Source organism: Pseudonocardia sp. CA-142604, assembly GCF_050948475.1.
Lineage (GTDB): Bacteria > Actinomycetota > Actinomycetes > Mycobacteriales > Pseudonocardiaceae > Pseudonocardia > Pseudonocardia alaniniphila.
This window is the reverse complement of the sequence record NZ_CP192045.1, coordinates 294668-311818: the sequence shown is the minus strand read 5'-3', so window position 1 is coordinate 311818 and position 17151 is coordinate 294668. Positions and strand designations below refer to the sequence as shown.

15 protein-coding genes, 1 tRNA gene and 1 other RNA gene are annotated in these 17151 nt (G+C 67.5%); 7 read left to right on the top strand and 10 right to left on the bottom strand.

Annotated features, from left to right (window positions below):
• Nucleotides 1–56: 56 nt before the first annotated feature.
• Nucleotides 57–151, bottom strand: an RNA gene (gene ffs / locus ACQPZQ_RS01525) — signal recognition particle sRNA small type.
• A gap of 54 nt (nt 152–205) precedes the next feature.
• Here ffs and ACQPZQ_RS01520 point away from each other — a divergent pair.
• Nucleotides 206–290, top strand: a tRNA-Ser gene (locus ACQPZQ_RS01520).
• A 71-nt stretch (nt 291–361) separates the two neighbouring features.
• On the opposite strand, the gene ACQPZQ_RS01515 is transcribed toward ACQPZQ_RS01520, so the two are convergent.
• From ACQPZQ_RS01515 to ACQPZQ_RS01475, 9 genes are all read right to left on the bottom strand, one after another.
• Complete coding sequence (locus ACQPZQ_RS01515; RefSeq protein ID WP_433291228.1) at nt 362–838, bottom strand: tyrosine-type recombinase/integrase; 477 nt, start codon at nt 836–838, stop codon at nt 362–364.
• Between the two features lie 293 nt (nt 839–1131).
• Nucleotides 1132–2805 carry an AMP-binding protein gene (locus ACQPZQ_RS01510; RefSeq protein ID WP_433291225.1) on the bottom strand — a complete coding sequence of 558 codons (1674 nt, stop codon included), beginning with the start codon at nt 2803–2805 and terminating at the stop codon, nt 1132–1134.
• Nucleotides 2806–3196: 391 nt separating this feature from the next.
• Nucleotides 3197–3322: a hypothetical protein gene (locus tag ACQPZQ_RS01505; protein ID WP_433291223.1), complete on the bottom strand. Its 126-nt coding sequence runs from the start codon at nt 3320–3322 to the stop codon at nt 3197–3199.
• 128 nt (nt 3323–3450) lie between these two features.
• A complete protein-coding gene (locus ACQPZQ_RS01500; RefSeq protein ID WP_433291221.1) occupies nt 3451–4338 on the bottom strand; it encodes a maleylpyruvate isomerase family mycothiol-dependent enzyme in 888 nt (295 codons plus the stop codon).
• 948 nt (nt 4339–5286) lie between these two features.
• Nucleotides 5287–5817: a tyrosine-type recombinase/integrase gene (locus ACQPZQ_RS01495; RefSeq protein ID WP_433291219.1), complete on the bottom strand. Its 531-nt coding sequence runs from the start codon at nt 5815–5817 to the stop codon at nt 5287–5289.
• Between the two features lie 153 nt (nt 5818–5970).
• The gene (locus ACQPZQ_RS01490; protein WP_433291216.1) at nt 5971–6510 is read right to left on the bottom strand and encodes a hypothetical protein; all 540 of its coding nucleotides are present in this window, start codon (nt 6508–6510) and stop codon (nt 5971–5973) included.
• A 697-nt stretch (nt 6511–7207) separates the two neighbouring features.
• The gene (locus ACQPZQ_RS01485; protein WP_433291214.1) at nt 7208–7567 is read right to left on the bottom strand and encodes a hypothetical protein; all 360 of its coding nucleotides are present in this window, start codon (nt 7565–7567) and stop codon (nt 7208–7210) included.
• A 541-nt stretch (nt 7568–8108) separates the two neighbouring features.
• Nucleotides 8109–9209, bottom strand: a complete 1101-nt coding sequence (locus ACQPZQ_RS01480) for a sensor histidine kinase (RefSeq protein WP_433291212.1) — start codon at nt 9207–9209, stop codon at nt 8109–8111.
• Nucleotides 9202–9897 carry a response regulator transcription factor gene (locus ACQPZQ_RS01475; RefSeq protein WP_433291210.1) on the bottom strand — a complete coding sequence of 232 codons (696 nt, stop codon included), beginning with the start codon at nt 9895–9897 and terminating at the stop codon, nt 9202–9204. Before ACQPZQ_RS01475 ends, ACQPZQ_RS01480 begins: the two co-directional genes overlap by 8 nt.
• 491 nt (nt 9898–10388) lie before the next feature.
• Here ACQPZQ_RS01475 and ACQPZQ_RS01470 point away from each other — a divergent pair, with 491 nt between their 5' ends.
• From ACQPZQ_RS01470 to ACQPZQ_RS01445, 6 genes are all read left to right on the top strand, one after another.
• A complete protein-coding gene (locus ACQPZQ_RS01470) occupies nt 10389–11030 on the top strand; it encodes a M15 family metallopeptidase (RefSeq protein WP_433291208.1) in 642 nt (213 codons plus the stop codon).
• A 17-nt stretch (nt 11031–11047) separates the two neighbouring features.
• Nucleotides 11048–11749 carry an ABC transporter ATP-binding protein gene (locus ACQPZQ_RS01465; protein WP_433299714.1) on the top strand — a complete coding sequence of 234 codons (702 nt, stop codon included), beginning with the start codon at nt 11048–11050 and terminating at the stop codon, nt 11747–11749.
• The gene (locus ACQPZQ_RS01460) at nt 11749–14157 is read left to right on the top strand and encodes an ABC transporter permease (RefSeq protein ID WP_433291206.1); all 2409 of its coding nucleotides are present in this window, start codon (nt 11749–11751) and stop codon (nt 14155–14157) included. The genes ACQPZQ_RS01465 and ACQPZQ_RS01460 overlap by 1 nt, the downstream gene beginning before the upstream one ends.
• A 97-nt stretch (nt 14158–14254) precedes the next feature.
• Nucleotides 14255–15079 (top strand): inositol monophosphatase family protein, encoded by an 825-nt coding sequence (locus tag ACQPZQ_RS01455; RefSeq protein ID WP_433291204.1) that lies wholly within the window; start codon nt 14255–14257, stop codon nt 15077–15079.
• A 395-nt stretch (nt 15080–15474) separates the two neighbouring features.
• Nucleotides 15475–16374 (top strand): universal stress protein, encoded by a 900-nt coding sequence (locus tag ACQPZQ_RS01450; protein ID WP_433291202.1) that lies wholly within the window; start codon nt 15475–15477, stop codon nt 16372–16374.
• Between the two features lie 430 nt (nt 16375–16804).
• Complete coding sequence (locus ACQPZQ_RS01445) at nt 16805–17080, top strand: GlsB/YeaQ/YmgE family stress response membrane protein (RefSeq protein ID WP_433291200.1); 276 nt, start codon at nt 16805–16807, stop codon at nt 17078–17080.
• Nucleotides 17081–17151 lie beyond the last annotated feature (71 nt).

Genomic DNA, 17151 nt, shown 5'->3' with positions numbered 1-17151 from the left:
CCGCGAGGCTACCGACCGGCACCGACAGGGGGCCGCGGGGGAAGCCACATGCGGACATGAGGGGACCCCGCGCACCCGACAGAGCCCGTTGACCCTTGCTGCCTTCCGGCCCTGGGGGAGTTCACAGGATGGACGCCGCGCGGGGTCCGTGGAGGAGTGTAGTGCCGACGTCGGCGGCGCGAGCGACCCGGCTATGCTTCGACACGGAGGATTCGCCTAGTGGCCTATGGCGCACGCTTGGAAAGCGTGTTGGGTTCACGCCCTCGCGGGTTCGAATCCCGCATCCTCCGCTCTCTGAGCAGCACGAACGCCCGGGTCACCCGCGCATGCGGGGCCCGGGCGTTCGTCTTCAGCTGCAGTCTCAGTCGACCTCGGGCGGACCCCAGATCAGGCCGCCCACACGCTTGGCTACGTCGTCCCGCACAGTGTTCGTGATGTGCTGGTACCGAGCCGCCATCGCTGTGGTCGACCAGCCCATGAGCCCCATGACCGCCCGCTCCGGTACGCCGAGGATCAGCAGCACCGTCGCGGCCGTGTGGCGGGCGTCGTGCAGTCGACCGTCACGCAGCCCAGCCCGAGCCAGAAGCCGCTTCCACTGGTGGTAGTCGGTACTGGGGTTGATGGGCTCACCGGTCGGGGTGGCGAAGAGGTAGCCAGCGTCCCGCCACAGTTGAGCCGCTGTCGCCCTCTCCGTGTCCTGCTCGGTCGGTGACGCTTGAGCAGCTCGACCAACTCCGACGGTAGACCGACGGCACGACGCCCGGCACGGGACTTCGTCTCGTCCGTCTCGCCCCGCACCTGTCGCCGAGCGGGACAGAAACCGGGCGATTTGCCGCACGGTTCACCACACCCGTGCTCATACCTCGGCCGAAGACGCCCCCGGCGCACCCACAGCGTGCCCGCCCGCGGCGCCGACGTTCACGGGCAGTTTCGGCCACCACGTGTGCTCGCGTTTCTGGACAACACCGACGAGTTCCCGGCTGAGCAGCTGCGCCGCAGCAACGCCGCGCGAACACCGCCGCTGATCGCACGCAGCGACACGCGGACGAGCACCCCGAGGGGACAACCTCGACGACAATCGTGCACGCGACGAGAGCGCCTAGGCCTTGCGTCTTGTCCGGACCGGAAGTATCAGGACGACGCCGCTCTCGTGATTTCAGGGATGTCGGCCCCGCTCGCGAGCCAGCGCCGGAGCAGCTCTTTGCGCACCTTGCCGCTGCCGTTGCGCGGCGGCTCCTGGAGATATTCCAGGCGGGTCGGCAGGAACCAATCGGTCATGCCCTTGTCGGAAAGGCATCTACGCAATTCATCCAAGGCGACCGGCGGTGTCGTCGCCGGCACGATTACCGCGCATGCCAGCTCTCCGCCCTGACCGTCAGGGTAGCCGACCAGGGCGACATCCGACACGGCGGGATGATCAAGCAGCTCGGACTCCACGTCGTTGACCGGGATCATGAACACTCCACCGATCCGGTCGCTGACGCGGCCCATCAGCCGGATCCCGCCACGCCCGTCTGGCACCGCAAGATCACCCGTGTCATACCAGCCGTCGTCGTGATCGGCGATGACCGTCAGCATTCCGGAATCGCGGCCCACCGTCGCCAAGCACACCCCGCCACCCCGCACGAAAAGCCGCGCAGGCTGGTCCTTCGTAATGTCGGTGTCCGAGCGCAGATCGAGCTCGATACCCCTGAGGGGGCGGCCGTCGCTGTATGCAGCCCAGTCCGCCGGATCATCGGCACGGGTCCGGGTGCAGGTTCCAACCTCGGTCATGCCCCATCCGGCTCGCAACGTCACCCCGAAGACAGCCGCCACCTCGGCGACGAGAGGCTTCGGCACGGTCGTGGAGTGACAGGCGATCACACGAAGCGCCGGCAGGGCGGGTGCACCATCGGTGGCTGCGATCAAGTCGTAAACGAACGACGGTGCGCCTGAGAACTGCGTCGTGGCGCTGTCGGCGAGCACCGCAAGGCCCCGCTCGCCCGACCATGAATCGAGCAGGACCCTACACGCGCCGACCAGCAAGGACATCTGAGAGTAGATTTGTCCCATCGCATGCATCAGGGAATGCGGGGTGAAGATCACATCCTGGTGCGTGACCTCCAAGGCTTCGCTCAAGCCGGAAGTCGTCGAGTACCACGTGTTCTGCGTGTGGAGCGCAGCTTTCGGCTCCCCCGTGGTGCCGGACGTGAACAGCACCATCGCGACCCGATCCGGATCCTCGGTCATGTCGTCCAGCGCCACGGGATGACGCTGCTCCCACGCCGTCGCCTCGAAGAACGACTCGAACTCGATCTCCCCCTCAGCCGGGCTTCCGATCACGACCCGATGCTGTAGCCGTGGCAGGCGCGCAGCGATCTCCCGTAACGCCGCGGCGTAGGCGAACCCAGCCCACTCGTCCACCGTGACACACACACTTGCGTCCAACCGATCCAGCATCCGCTCCAACTCCCGCGCACCGATCGTGGTCATGATCGGCGCCACTACCGCGCCCAGCCGCGCAGCCGCCAGCAGCAGCACCTGCGCCTGCCACCAGTTCGGCAACTGGCACGCCACCACCTGCCCCGGCCGCACCCCCAACTCGTACAACGCACCCGCGAACCGTTCGACACGGCGCGCATATTCGCCGTAATCGATCTGTACCGGCTCCCCGTCGGCGCGATACGCCTTGATCGCAAGCGCATCCGGTGTCTCGTCCCGCCACTTACGCAGATCGGAGATCAGCCCTCCATCACGCCAGACGCCAACAGCACGGAAACTCCTCGCAGCCGTCCCGGATGGGCGAACCATCAAATTCGTCGACAAATTCAGCACCTCATAACACGTAAACTCGGATCTGCTACGGACCAAACAGTGCTGGATGTTGGTGATCGTCGAGGCTAAGGGTGGTCGTTGACCTGCACGATGACCGGGCACGGTTGTTGCTGATCGCACTCTCACAGACCTCGAAAACGTGCGACTGCTGCTGAATCTGTCTTGAATGGATCAAGTGCGCTGCCTCCGGCGGCGCGCGTGGCCGGCTACCCGGGTACGGAGTAGGCCAGAACCTCTGAGATGGCCCGGCACTCGGGCGTCGGATCGAGCGACCAGAACACGCGGGGCTCCGCCACACACCCCGGCATCGCCTCGGAGATCAGGCGACGGGTGCGGGACGGTGGCGCTCACTTGAGGTCGGGATGGTCACGGTGTCGGCTTGTCAGATGGAGAGCCCGCCAGCTGGGCCCAGCGGGAGCTCGGCCTTCACCGTGGTGCCGGCGCCGGGGGCGCTCTGCAACCAGAGCCAGCCGCCCAAAGCCTCCACCCGGTCCTTGAGCCCGACCAAACCGGATCCTCGGAGAGGTGTCGCTGTCATCGGGTGGTATGTCGGCACTCGTCAGCAGGCTGTTCGTGGCTCCCGCAGCGCGTAGGCAGGCAATCGGTATCTCCGGTCCTACGCACCGCCCAGAGGACCTACATCTTGCAAGGATCCAACCGGGCCGCACCTTGACCGGGACCGGGACTCCCCTGCTGGGGCAGCATAAGACTCCGCTGCCGAGCCAGTTGCTCCACGATGTCGGCCGGCCCCGTGAGGACGGCCGCCGGCTCTGGACCTCGGCCCGCGAGACTGTCGAGCACCGCACCAAGATCGCCCTCGACCACGTCCGGGGGACGGCTCGTCCCGGCGGCAACGCTGATGTCGTCAGGATCGCCGTCGATGTGGTAGGCCACGTCGGGACCGCCGCGCAGCGACAGCGATGCACGCAAATGCTCACCGCCGAACGTGGTGGCGAGCTGCAGCGCGTACGCCGCCATCAGCCGCAGCTCGTCGTCGCTGGACCGGGTGTCGACACCGAAAGGAATCGCGATGTCCCGCTCATGCAGCCAGGCGTCCCAATAGGTATGCAAGGAACGCACCGACCAGTGGTTCGGGCGGCCCGTAACTCCCGGGATGAGCGTCTGGTGGTTGCCCTCGATGCGGCGAGCGAAGCCCGCGTACTCCTCGTCGGACCGTCGGGCCAGGATCTCCAGCGTCTCCTGCGGTTCCTGCCCCGCCGTGTCCGCCAGCCACTTGGCGGGTGTCGTGCGGCTATCGAACGGCCCGTACCTCGTGAAGCGGTCGAGGCTGCCCCGTGTGAGCCGACCGATGTTGAACTCTGCCGCATCGGCGAGGTGCCGTACCACGTCGTGCACCGACCACAGCGAGCAACGTGAAGGGGCTGCCCACTCCGATGGGCCGAACGACCTCAGGGTCGCGATGAACCTGCTGCGCTGCGCGTAGAGGGCCTCTCGGATCACTGCCGGGCCGGTGTTGACCCCCAGCTTCTCGGTAAGCACGAAATCGGCATGCGTGACGCTCATGGACTCCCTTAGTGTCGTGCGCCTGAAACTTGTCACCGGGCGGGCGCGAAAACATCACGCCATGAAGACGGGTGACGCGTTGTGGATGTGCACCGCGCACGTTCTTGAAGCTGCGACTCCGGTCGGCCCGAACAGTTGTGCGGCTACGGCGCGCAGGGCCGGAGCGCTGCGAGCGGTCAAGATCCACAGGCCCGCGGTGGCGGGCTGCGGCCGTCCCGGCCGTCGCCCGCTCGAAGCTGCATTCCACCCCCCTTCCGCGCACTTCATTTGCACATGCTAAGCGCAGATTCGCGTCACGCACGGTTTGGCTTCTGCCATTAGCTTGAGCATTAGCGGTTCGACTACCTGTCGAAAATATTGGTCTTTGAGCGGTTTCTGTTAACGTCGAAAAGTGTGGCCGCCAACTGCGGGCTCCGCCCGCGCCCGGCACCGCCTCGGAGACCGGGAAGGGCGACCAGGACCCCGCGCGCGAGGGCAGGAACGACCCGCGCGGACGGACCCTGCACGGACGCAAACCAGGGGATCGGCCTTTCGCCGCAGGTCAGACAGCACATGCCAGCGCTCTGTAAATCCGTCGGCAGCGGACACCATGTGGACGACCGCAGACCCTCGAAGGAGCACGACGATCACGACGGAGCAGTCTCAGTTTTAGTCTCGTTCAGTAGCGTCCGGGGGTGTTCGGCCTGGGCCACTCCGGCTGGATGGCCGCCGGCCCAACCAGGATTGGCTGCCCATGAACGTTGCAGTGCAGACTTGGAAAGCGTGTTGGGTTCACGCCCTCGCGGGTTCGAATCCCGCATCCTCCGCCAGCGTGAACAGCACGAACGCCCGGGTGGCCCGCAGCAGCGGCCTCCGGGCGTTCGGCTTCAGTCTCAGTCGACCTGCTCATCGGTATCGACGACACCGACGACCTCACGAGCCCGGGTACCGGTCGGCGTTGTTCCAGTCTCAGTCGGCCGCTGTCGGCCCCCAGATGAGACCCCCGACACGCTTGGCCACGTCGTCCCGAACGGTGCTGGAGATGTGCTGGTACCGAGCGGCCATCGCCGTCGTCGACCAACCCATCAGGCCCATGACGGCACGCTCTGGCACACCGAGGATCAGCAGCACTGTCGCGGCCGTGTGCCGGGCGTCGTGCAGCCGGCCATCACGCAGCCCGGCATCGGCCAGCAGTCGCTTCCACTGGTGATAGTCGGTGCTGGGGTTGATCGGCTCACCGGTCGTGGCGAACACGTAGCCGAGATTCCGCCAGAGCTGAGCAGCCTTCGCGCACTCCGCGTCCTGCTCTACTCGGTGCTTCTTGAGCAGCTCGAACAGCTCGGCCGGAAGGCCGACCGCCCGGCGGCCGGCCCGGGACTTCGTCTCGTCCGTCTCGCCTCGCACCTGTCGGCGGGCAGGGCAGTAACCCGGGATCTCGTCGACGTAGTCCGGCGGTGGCGGTAGCCGCCGCGGCCTCGCCTTGCCACCGGATGAAGGCACATACCCCGTAGGTCCGGGACTCAGTGTCAGGGCTGTTTCTCGCCCGGCTCCGTCCCGGACCAGGAGATGGTTTGCGCATGTGACGGGCGGAGGCAAGCGCCGGAACGCTGCTCCCCGCCCACACAGTGGCCCTTCGGCTCCGGCCCTGCACCGTCAGCGGGTCTGCACAGTGACGAGCGGCGAGAAGCGGGTGCAGCTGGAGCGCTCCCTGATCGGCGGGAAGCCGGGGACAGGGGTGATGATCCTACCGCGCGTGCACGCCTGAGCATCGATGGAGACCGGCCCACCCGGACCCACCTGACGAGTCATGAGAAGGGCCTCCCCCGCACGGGTTTCGACCTGGCTACCATTCACTCTCACGTTGTAATGGGTGACGCCTGACACGTAGCCGCCGAAGTGAATTCGGACAACCCCCTGGCAGCTGTCGTAGCGCGCACCGACGTACGGGCTGTCGGGATAGTCGAATCGAATGGGGTTGGCTCCGACGCGCCGACCGTCACGCGCGGAGCCGTCCCGGGTGAAGCAGGCCGCCGCCGGCACCGCACCCGGCTGCTTTGCTGATACTGCCGCATTCTGCTGCTGTGCCGGCAAGGGGGTGTCGGCGAGTGCGATTCCGGTGCTGCCTGCGAGGGCCAGGCCTCCGGCCAGCAGTGATCCAGCGGCAAGTCTGGTGGCCATGCGCTTCAGTTTCATGAGATACCTTCGGGTAAGGGGTGGTGGAGATGCCGCTCCGACATCTCGCTGTTGCTGCGTCCCCAACCCTGGCGACCTCCCGGCGCGGAACCAGAGGGCAGTCCCCCGACAGGTGGGGGCCAGCCCACCGATTCGGGATAGGGCCTGCTCCCCATTCGTGCGCTTGAGATCGGCCACGCCCCACGGGCTCGGTCACGAATTCGAGCCGGCCTGCGTTAGTCCGGATGGCGCTTGTCGAATTCCGTTCCCAGACGTCACCAGCAGATGGAACGGCCTGTGTCACCTAGTGGATGCATACGAGAGAATCAAGGCTTCCCGGGTCGAGGGAAATAAGAAGAAGTCGGTTGCTGCGATCGTTGCAGAACTCTCGCCCGAGCTGGAGCTTGCATAACATTTCGACGCTGATGCGGGGCCTAACCACGATGGCAAATACCTACACTATTCGCCACCACGAGCCAGACACCGTCAATATTACCGCCGACGCAGACCTTGTCGACTTTCTCTTCTACTCATCCTTCTGCGACTCAATGCCACCGCATAATCTCGTCGTGCTGTACTGCTCTCTCAGGGGAAGGGGATGGGACGCAGCAACAGCACAGCAACAAGCCCTGGTCAGCAGGGGCCAACGGCGGCTCCCCCGGCCCGCGCCGCTGGTCAGGCCCGTACGTCGGAAGTGTGGGCGTAGGGCTGCCCTGGGTCAGCGCAACCACCGCAGAGCCGCGTCAGCGCAGTCCTCGGGGGTGCTGTTGAAGGCGATGGCTGCGGCGGGTGCATGCTGCCGGACCAGGTTGATCACCTTCTCGAAGAGCTCAAGCAGCGGCTCGTGACTGCGGATGCCGCCTCCGATCACCACACAGCCGTAGTCTCCGCTGGTCAGCGCCTCGACGATCGCCCCTTCGGGGTTCTCGTCGAGCGTCACCAGGCACCAGTCGGCGTCGAAATCGTGATCGTCGAAACGGGCCCGTCCGCGTGCTATCGCCGCCTGGACCGGCTTCGGGTCCCAGCCCTCGATCTTGGCGGGATCGAGCCCGACCACCAGTACTCGTGCGGCTGTCACGTGTTCTCCTCCTTGCGGAACGTCTCCACGCAAGCGCGGTAGTTGACGGTAATGCCGATGACCGACACCGCGCCTCTGTCCCCGGCTCGCCGCGACGACTCGGCCGGGTGGGGGACCGCGCCTTGCGCGACCTGGCACAGACGGGGTTTGCGCCGTTCCGACGAGTCTCGCGCGCAGGCGTTGGAGTCGACTGAGCCGGGAACCGAAGACGAACGCCGGCCCCGCGGGTGCGGTGACCGGGCGTTCGTGCTGCTCAGAGAGCGGAGGATGCGGGATTCGAACCCGCGAGGGCGTGAACCCAACACGCTTTCCAAGTCTGCACAGCACGGTTCAGCGCGGTCCGACCTTGCCCACCCCCCGGGGTGACCCTCAATGTCGTTCGAGCCCGAACACCGACGTACACAGGTGAACGAGACTGGAACCGAGACTGCGGAGCGAACGAGCGGAGACCAACTGCCAGGGCTACACGGGAGGCCATGAGCTTTGGGGACCAGGGGAACGACCCGACGGAGCGTCATGCGGAGGGTCGGACAGCCCACGGTCAGCCGCATCTGCGAGCGCGCGGTGGCGCGGCGGGTAGTTGCACCGTGACGCGAAGCCCGCCGGCGGCCCGGGGGGTGAGAGTGAGGGTTCCGTCGTGTGCCTGGGTGATGCTTTTGACGATTGCCAGGCCGAGGCCCACACCTGCGTGATCGGTGTGTATGCGTTCGGTGCCGCGCTGGAACGGCTCGGCAAGCGTGGAAATCAACTCCTGTGTGAGCTTCTCGCCGGTGTTCTCGACGGTGAGCACCACACTTTCGGGGTGAACGCTGGTCGTGACCCACACGGTTCCTTGTCCAGGCAGATTGTGGACGACCGCGTTGTGCACGAGGTTCGTGGTCATCTGCAGCAGGAGCGCATGTGAGCCGATGGTGGGGGCCAGGTCGCCGGAGGTCTCGATGGTGAGGCTGCGTTCTTCTGCGAAGGGGAGGAGTGTTTCGGTGGCTTCTTCCGCGATGAGAGACAGGTCGACGTCTTCTCGGGTGAACGACAGCTGGCCGGCGCGGCTGAGCAGGAGCAATGCTTCGGTGAGGTCGATCGCTCGGGTGTTGACGACGTGGAGTCGATCGACGAGTTCACCGGCGTCGCGTTTCGGATCGTTGCGGGCGACGTCGAGAAGTGTCTGCGTGATCGCCAATGGAGTGCGCAGTTCGTGGGAGGCGTTGGCTGCGAATCTCTGCTGTTCGGCGACGTGCGCTTCGAGTCGTGCGAGCATGGTGTCGAAGGCGTCGGCGAGTTCGCGGAACTCATCTCTGCGGCCCGGTAGCCGGATTCGGTGGGAGAGCGATCCGTTCGCGGCCATTCGTGTGGCATCGGTGATACGCGTCAGAGGTGCGAGCATGCGACCGGCGAGGACCCAGCCTCCCGCGAGACCGAACGCCAGCAGGAGCGCCATCACTGACATTGCCGCTGGGGCGAAGGCCCGCAGGAGGTAGGTGCCCGGGGGCGCGATCACCACGTCCATCACGTCCCTCGCCACCAGCCGGTATCGCATGAGGAACACCGCCACAGCGGCGAGCAGCAAGGCACCCGCGAGCATGAGGAATCCGGCGTAGCTGAGGGCGAGTTTGATACGAACGCTCAAACCAGGGTCTCTATCCACGGTCTCCTCCCTCGTGCCCGGCCTCTGGTTGGGTGTCGATGCGGTAGCCGACGCCGGTCACGGTGGCGATGATCCCGGGTTCGCCGAGGCGTTTGCGCACCGCCGAGACGGTGATGCGCACGGCGTTGGTGAACGGGTCGGTGTTCTCGTCCCAGGCGCGCTCCAGGAGTTCTTCGGCGCTGACGACACCGCCTTCGGCGGCGACGAGGACTTCGAGCACGGCGAACTGTTTGCGGGTGAGCCCGACGTAGCGCCCGTCGCGGTGGACCTCACGGCGGAACGGATCCAGACGCAGGCCTGCGATCTCCCGCACGGGTGGCCTGTTGTGCGCGCGCCTGCGGTCGAGTGCCCTGAGCCGGAGCACGAGTTCGCGGAGTTCGAACGGTTTCGTGAGGTAGTCGTCGGCGCCGAGTTCGAACCCGGAGGCCTTGTCGTCGAGCCGGTCGGCAGCGGTGAGCATGAGGATGGGCATGCCGCTGCCGGAGGCGACGATGCGTCCGGCGACCTCGTCGCCGGAGGGCCCGGGGATGTCGCGGTCGAGGACGGCGATGTCGTAGGCGTTGACGCCCAGCAGTTCCAGAGCGGTGTCGCCGTCACCGGCGATGTCGGCCGCGATCGCTTCCAGGCGTAGCCCGTCGCGGATGGCTTCTGCCAGATAGGGCTCGTCCTCGACGATCAACACACGCACAAGCTCTCGATGCTACGAGCCGAGACATATCGTCGGCATACCGAAAACCGGATACGTGCTGACAACACCCCGCTGTCTTGACTGCAGGCATGACCTCCACCGGACCAGCACGAACAGCAGCCCGGTCTCTGGAGCATTCGGTACATCGGCGGAGAGGACCGGCCGGAGTCCAGGTCCGCAAGCAAGAAGTGCGACGACCTCCTGCCCGAGGACCGGGACCGGAACGGGTGGAGCGGACGACCTGGGCGCCTGCCGATGCGTTCGGCGACCGCTTCCCGACACAGCCCATCGCGGTCGGCCGCTGCCAGGCAGGGCTCGTCCTCGACGACCGGCACACGCGGGCTCCCGATGCCACGAGCCGGCGCATGTCGTCGGCATACCGACAACCGCCTCCGTCCTGGCGGCACCACGCCGCTTCGACCGGAGACGTGTCATACCGCGAGCCGCCACGACGAGCAGCCCGCCTTCGACGATCGACGATCCTCATCGTCATGGCGGTGGTCATCGCCGCGGTCATCGGAGTCCTGATCATCCAGTCGGCGGTCTCGTCCCCTTCGCCGGCACCCGAGACGCCCGCGCGATCCGCTCCGGCAACGGTCTCCCCCCAAGCAGATGAGGGCAGGCGGCGTCACCCTCCGCCACGCACCGACGGTCGTCACGGGGACCGTCAGGGTGCACTCGGCAAGGCCGACGGTTCCGTCCCGGGCGGCGTGACGGTCTTCGATGACGAGATCCCGGCCGTGGCCAACCTCGAGCCCGGCCTCCTCCAGGCCCTGCGTGCAGCGGCGACGAATGCTGCGGGCGACGGGGTCGAGTTCACCGTCAACAGCGGCTGGCGTTCCGCGGAGTACCAGGAACAACTGCTTCGCGAGGCCGTCGCCGAGTACGGCTCGGAGGAGGAGGCCGAACGGTGGGTCGCGACAGCGGACACCTCTCTTCACACCTCCGGGGACGCGGTCGACATCGGACCCACGGATGCCGCGGCATGGCTGTCGAAGCACGGCGTCGAGTACGGGCTCTGCCAGATCTACCGCAACGAACCCTGGCACTTCGAACTGCGCCTCGACGCCGTCGATGACGGTTGCCCGCCCATGTACGCCGACCCCACGCAAGATCCAAGGATGCAGCATTGACCAGCAGCCGCCATGCCATGACGACCACCCAGCACGGCGCTCAGGAAATCCTGGCGGCCAGCGCGCGGGGCCTGACCAAGACCTACGGCCGGGGCGACACCGAGGTGCATGCCCTGCGCGGCATCGACCTCGACCTGCCCCGAGGTCGGTTCACCGCGATCATGGGGCCGAGCGGGTCGGGCAAGTCCACGCTGATGCACTGCCTGGCCGGACTCGACCAGGCAAGCGGCGGCACCGTCACCGTGGCGGGCACCGACCTCGGATCACTCGACGACGACGCGCTCACGACCTTCCGCCGCCGGCACGTCGGCTTCGTGTTCCAGTCCTTCAACCTGCTGCCGATGCTCACAGCGGGCCAGAACATCGTGCTTCCGCTCGAGCTGGGCGGCCGCCGGATCGACGACGCGGCGAGGGAGCGCGCGCACACCCTCGCCGACATCCTCGGCGTGGCCGACCGGCTCGGCCACCGGCCCGCGGAGCTGTCGGGTGGCCAGCAGCAGCGGGTCGCGATCGCCCGTGCCCTGGTCACGCAGCCGGACCTGCTGTTCGCCGACGAGCCCACCGGAAACCTGGACAGCGCCACGTCCGCGGAGGTTCTGGACCATCTGCGCCGGTCGGTGCGCGAGCTGGGCCAGACCGTCGTGATGGTCACCCACGAGCGGGACGCGGCGAGCTACGCCGACGACGTGGTCACGTTGCAGGACGGGCGGATCGCCTGATGCGCACGGTCTTCCTCGCGTCGTTGCGGACCCATGTCCGCAGGTATGTCGCCGCGGCGATCGCGGTGGTCGTCTCCGTCACCTTCGTCGTGGTGATCGGCGTGCTCACATCCGGGGCACGCGCCGGGCTCATGGAAAGCTTCGGGGCGGCGTTCCGCAATGCCGACTACGTGGTCGACGCCGACCCTGTGGACGAATCCCTGGACACGTCGACCTCGATCGAGGTCGTCAATCGCCTCGGCGACAACGCGAACGGACTCGGCCGGGTCTTCCTGCCGGCGCGCGCAGGCGACTGGCAGGGCGAGACGACGGTGGGGCCGACCGCCGGTACGGAGGAGCTGCGCTGGCAGAAGCTCACGTCGGGCCGCTTCCCGGAACGCACGGGCGAAGCAGTGGTGCACGTGTGGGACGCCCAGGCCCGGGAGATCGCGATCGGCGACCTGATTCGGATCGGCGAGGGCGCCACCGCGACCGACGTACGAGTGGTCGGACTCGTGGAGTCCCCCTCCACCATGACCCAGGCCTCGGTGTACGTCACCTGGTCGCAGTTCCTGCAGTGGCGCGACGCCCCCTCCTTCCACGTAGGCAGGGTGGCGGTACGCGGGCAGGTAGGTCAGCTCCCGGAAGGCGCCGCAGCGTATCCGGCGGAGGAGTACGTCAGGACAGGCCTGGCCAAGCTCAACAACGACACGGACACGTTCGCGTTGATGCTGCTGGTGTTCGCCGGCATCGCGCTCGTCGTCTCGGTCCTGGTCATCGCGAACACCTTCTCCATCCTGTTCGCGCAGCGACTCCACGACTTCGCACTGCTGCGCTGCGTCGGCGCGACCCGGCGGCAGGTGCTGGGTTCGGTACGCCGGGAGGCGGCCGCGGTCGGGGTGCTCGCGTCGCTGACCGGGACACTGGCAGGCGTCGGTCTCGGCTACGGGCTGATCGCCCTGATCAACACCCTCGCGCCCCGCACCCCGATGGGCGCTCCCGAGCTGCCCACGCCCTGGCTGTTGGGCGGGTTCGCCATCGGCCTGGTGGTCACCATGGTCGCGTCCTGGTTGCCGACCCGGCGCGTGGTCCGGGTGAGCCCGCTGGCGGCGCTGCGCCCGGAGGCCGCGGTCGACGTGCACACGGCCACCGGCCGGGTGCGGCTGGCGTTCGCCGCGCTTCTCATTGTCACCGGTCTCGCACTGCTCGGGGTGGCGATGATCCAGGACAGCACGGCACTCATGCTCGCCGGCGGAGGATCGGTGTTCACCGGCGTCCTGCTCTTCGGACCGGTGCTCGTCCCCCGCCTGGTTCGGATCACCGGCGCGCTGCTCGGCCCCGCCGGGCGGCTGGCGACCGAGAACGCCGTGCGCAACCCGCGCCGGACGGCCACCACCACCGCCGCTCTGCTGGTCGGCGTCACTCTGACGACCGCCGTGCTCACGGGGATGGCCACGACACGTGCGGCGATGGACGAGCAACGCGACAGACAGCACCCCATCGATGTCGCGCTCACCTCGATCGACGCGCCGGTCACCACCGACCTCCTCGATCAGGTGCGTCGCACTCCCGGTGTGGAGCAGGCCATCGCGGTGGACGGCACCGTGGCCCAGGTCACCGGGATCGCCGATCCGATCCCCGTCCTCACCGCGCCGGACTCGGCGCAGGTGGCCCGCGACGGCGGAGCGTTCGCCCAGGTAAAGCCGGGGACGATCGGGCTCGACCTGGGAGCCTTCGAGGACCTGAGCATCCAGCGCGGTGATCGGGTCACGGTGCGCGTCGGCGATCGCCAAGCCCAACTGCGGGTCATCGCCCTCACCGGCTGGGGCCAGGCCGGCATGGTCGCGCCCGAGACCCTGGCACAGCTCACCGATGCCCCCGAACCGCATGTCATCTGGGTCCGCGCCGTCCCCGGCGTCGACTCGCTCCAGCTCGTCGACGATCTGGACGGGCTGGCGGATGCGGCGGGCGCGAAGACCAACGACCATCTGCAGGCCCGGGCGGCGGAGGACCGACAGCTGGACATCCTCACCTGGTCGGTGCTCGCCCTGATCGGCATCTCCGTGGCGATCGCCCTGGTCGGGATCGCGAACACCCTGGGGCTGTCCGTGCTCGAACGCGCCCGCGAACACGCGCTGCTGCGCGCGCTCGGTCTCACCCGCAGCCAGCTGCGGCGGATGCTGGCGGGCGAGGCGGTGCTGCTGTCGGTGGTGGCCACCCTGCTCGGCACCGTGATCGGCGTCGGGTTCGCCTGGGTCGGCTACGAGACGTTCGTGAAGCGGGCCCTCGCCCAGGCCACTATGCACATCCCCTGGCCATCACTCGGCGTCGTCGTCCTCATCGCCGCCCTGGCCGGGCTCCTCGCCTCTGTTCTCCCGGCGCGCCGGGCCGCCCGGGTGGCTCCGGCCGCGGGGTTGTCCGTCGACTGACACCCTCGTCGCCCCGGAATACGCCTCCCGAATACCGTTCGCCGAAGTGTATGAATCGAGCCTCTTGTGCCGTGAACCAGCACAGTAGCCTGGAGGCATGGATGTCGAGTTCGTCGACGACGTGCTGAGCAGTGTCGCGGCCGCGGAGATAATGCCTCGATTCGGGCGCCTTTCCACTGCTGACGTCGTCACCAAGACGTCGGCGTTCGACATTGTCTCGACGGCAGATTGGGCCGCAGAGAAGGCGATCACCGAGGCGATTCGTCACGAGCACGCTCGAGCAACCGTGATCGGCGAGGAAGCCGCGGCCAACGATCCGGGCATCGTGGGAAGTCTCGACGAGGCCGACCTCGCATTCGTGCTCGACCCCCTCGACGGGACGAAGAACTTCGTGGCCGGCCTCCCGTTGTTCGCCGTGATGGCGGCGGTCGTCGAGCGAGGCCGGATCGTCGCGGGCGTCATCCACGACCCTGTCACGCGCACCTCGGCGATCGCGACCGAAGGTGGGGGTGCGTGGCTCCGGCGCGACGGCACCGCCGGCACACGGTTACGAGTCGCCGATCCGGCGCCCGTGAACGAGATGGAAGCGGTCGCGGGCACGCAGTTCCTGCCGGATTCGATGAGGAGCGTGGTCACGGCGAACCTGTCCGCGCTGGGCGGTTACACGTGGTTCCGATGCGCTGGCCACGAGTACCGGATGGCCGCGGCCGGGCACTGCCACCTGCTCTCCTACAACCGCTTGATGCCGTGGGACCACGCGGCAGGCTGGCTGTTGCATCGGGAGGCGGGCGGCTTCAGCGCCCATTTCGACGGCTCCCCCTTCCGCGTCGGCCGCATGTCGGGCGGCTTGCTGTGCGCACCGGACGAGGACTCCTGGCACGCGGCCCACCGCACCTTGTTCGCCGGGGTGAGCACGTCCTGATCGCGTGATCGAAGAGTTGCGATCAGTCGACTCGTCGACCCTTACGTGCGCCTCTGCGTTCGACTGGGCCGATCGTCGGGATAAGCCATTGAGCATTCCAGCTAGCAGGCATGCACGGACCCTGTAGGCATCAAGATATTGGAACCTGCTGGCTGCGATGTATCGCAGCGGGCACCGGCGTGAGCATGGCTGGAGTTCTACCAGCTGCTATGTAGTGCGCCCCGATACTCACATACCGCGCGAACTGGTCAGCCGAGCATCAAGCATCGGCGATCCACGCATCCATTGACGGTCGGGCGCCACAGGTGTGGAAAACGGAGAGATGGTTCATGGAAGAAGGCATCGACACCCCAGGCAACGCAACCGACTCCGCCGGTCGATGCGGACGTGCTGACATGAACTACGTAGTGGCGTACTCACCGGACAGCGGCGGCCAGGCGGCGCTCGCAGCAGCCCGCCTGTTCTCCTCGCCGGACGTGATGCTGACGGTCTGCACGATCATCCCCGAGATGGGGAGCAGCCCGCACACCGCAGTGGGGGGCGCCGAGTATGCCGAGTCCTTGTGGAGGTCCGCGGCGAGAGGGCTCGGCGAGGCCAAAGCGTTCCTCGGGGACGACGTGAACGCGGTGTACATGACCCGCACGGCGCGCTCACCGGCCGAGGGGATCATTGCGCTGGTCGCCGAGATCGACGCCGGAATGGTGGTCCTCGGCGCCTCCCGGGATGCATCCCACCGGTTCTCCGCAGGGAGCGTCACCGACGACGTATTGCGCGGCACGCAGGTGCCGACGGTGCTCGCCCCGGTCGGCTACCAGCCGGAGCATCGGGTGCGGCTTCAGCAGATCACCTACGGGTACGACGAGCCGCGGCCGTCGAATGCGGTGGCCGCCGCGGCGGCTCAGCTCGCGCTCCGCCACGAACTGACGCAGCCGGTTCCGGTCGGTGCCCTCCACCGGGACCGGCTCGGGACGATCCACTGGGGTGCGGGCGACGTGCTGCTCATCGGTTCCGCTGATCTGGGCACGATCCGGCCGGCTCGCCAGAACAACATGGCCGCCACCGTGGGTGATACCCCTGTCCCCACTGTCGTCGTACCGAGCCGTCGCGCGTCGATGGAGCAGCGGGTGTCGGCCTACCACTGCCCGACGTGCGAGGTAGAGGGCCGCGACCTCGATCCCGACCCGGTCTGCTGGAGCTGCGGGGGGCCCACTGTCGTCACCAGTAGGCCACTGCTGAACACGCCCGGCCCATCGCCGGACAAATCGGCCGTGACCCCGCGGAATGAACACTGGTGAGTGTGGCCGGCGCAGCCGCACCTGGTGCGTTGCGTGGTCCCACCCTGTGATCAGGCCCGCGCCACGTGATCATCGTTTCGGGGCGCCCAGCTGCTCGTAGCACGGCTCCCGGCACCCGATCAATGATCAAGGCCGGCCACCACCACAACCCCAGCCGGGGCGAGGTGCGCACATGGGCTCGACGGAAGCGGCGCCCGTCTCTCGCTCCGCCCGGCCTCGGCGCGTCCACGATCTCGCGCGGCTACCGCGTGCCGATCACGTCATCAGGCCATCCGGCGCTCGGCGCTGCACATCCTTCGGTCGTGATCGTTAGCCCGATCGGCGCAAAGAGCGCCCGCGTTGTGTCGATCACGCTTGGTTCCCGAACTGATCGGGAAGCCTCCCGAAACGGGTCGTCAAGAGCGGCCCCCGGGCCTTAGCTGGAGGAACCGTGACCGTCACGGGCATCATCACTGCGATCATCGTCGGCCTCATCATCGGCGCTCTGGGTCGACTGGTCGTGCCGGGTAAGCAGCCGATCCCGATCTGGCTGACGATCGTCATCGGTATCGTCGCCGCCTTCATCGGCTCGTTCATCGCAGGCGCCCTGGGGTTCGCGACCGGAGCGGGCTTCCACATCGGAGAACTGATCCTCCAGGTCGTCGTGGCCGCTCTCGGGGTCTTCCTCGTCTCCGGCATGTACGGCCGTAGGTCCGTCCATCGGTAACCGATGCCAACGGCCGACGCCGGGTCCACCCTTCGAGGTGGGCCCGGCGTCGGTTTTTCGATGGGATTCTG

Excerpts from the sequence above, each read along its gene's own strand:
- ACQPZQ_RS01490 (WP_433291216.1), bottom strand. The coding sequence starts at position 6,510 with ATGAAACTGAAGCGCATGGCCACCAGACTTGCCGCTGGATCACTGCTG.
- ACQPZQ_RS01455 (WP_433291204.1), top strand. The coding sequence starts at position 14,255 with ATGGATGTCGAGTTCGTCGACGACGTGCTGAGCAGTGTCGCGGCCGCG.
- ACQPZQ_RS01500 (WP_433291221.1), bottom strand. The coding sequence starts at position 4,338 with ATGAGCGTCACGCATGCCGATTTCGTGCTTACCGAGAAGCTGGGGGTC.
- ACQPZQ_RS01450 (WP_433291202.1), top strand. The coding sequence starts at position 15,475 with ATGAACTACGTAGTGGCGTACTCACCGGACAGCGGCGGCCAGGCGGCG.
- ACQPZQ_RS01470 (WP_433291208.1), top strand. The coding sequence starts at position 10,389 with ATGGCGGTGGTCATCGCCGCGGTCATCGGAGTCCTGATCATCCAGTCG.
- ACQPZQ_RS01465 (WP_433299714.1), top strand. The coding sequence starts at position 11,048 with ATGACGACCACCCAGCACGGCGCTCAGGAAATCCTGGCGGCCAGCGCG.
- ACQPZQ_RS01460 (WP_433291206.1), top strand. The coding sequence starts at position 11,749 with ATGCGCACGGTCTTCCTCGCGTCGTTGCGGACCCATGTCCGCAGGTAT.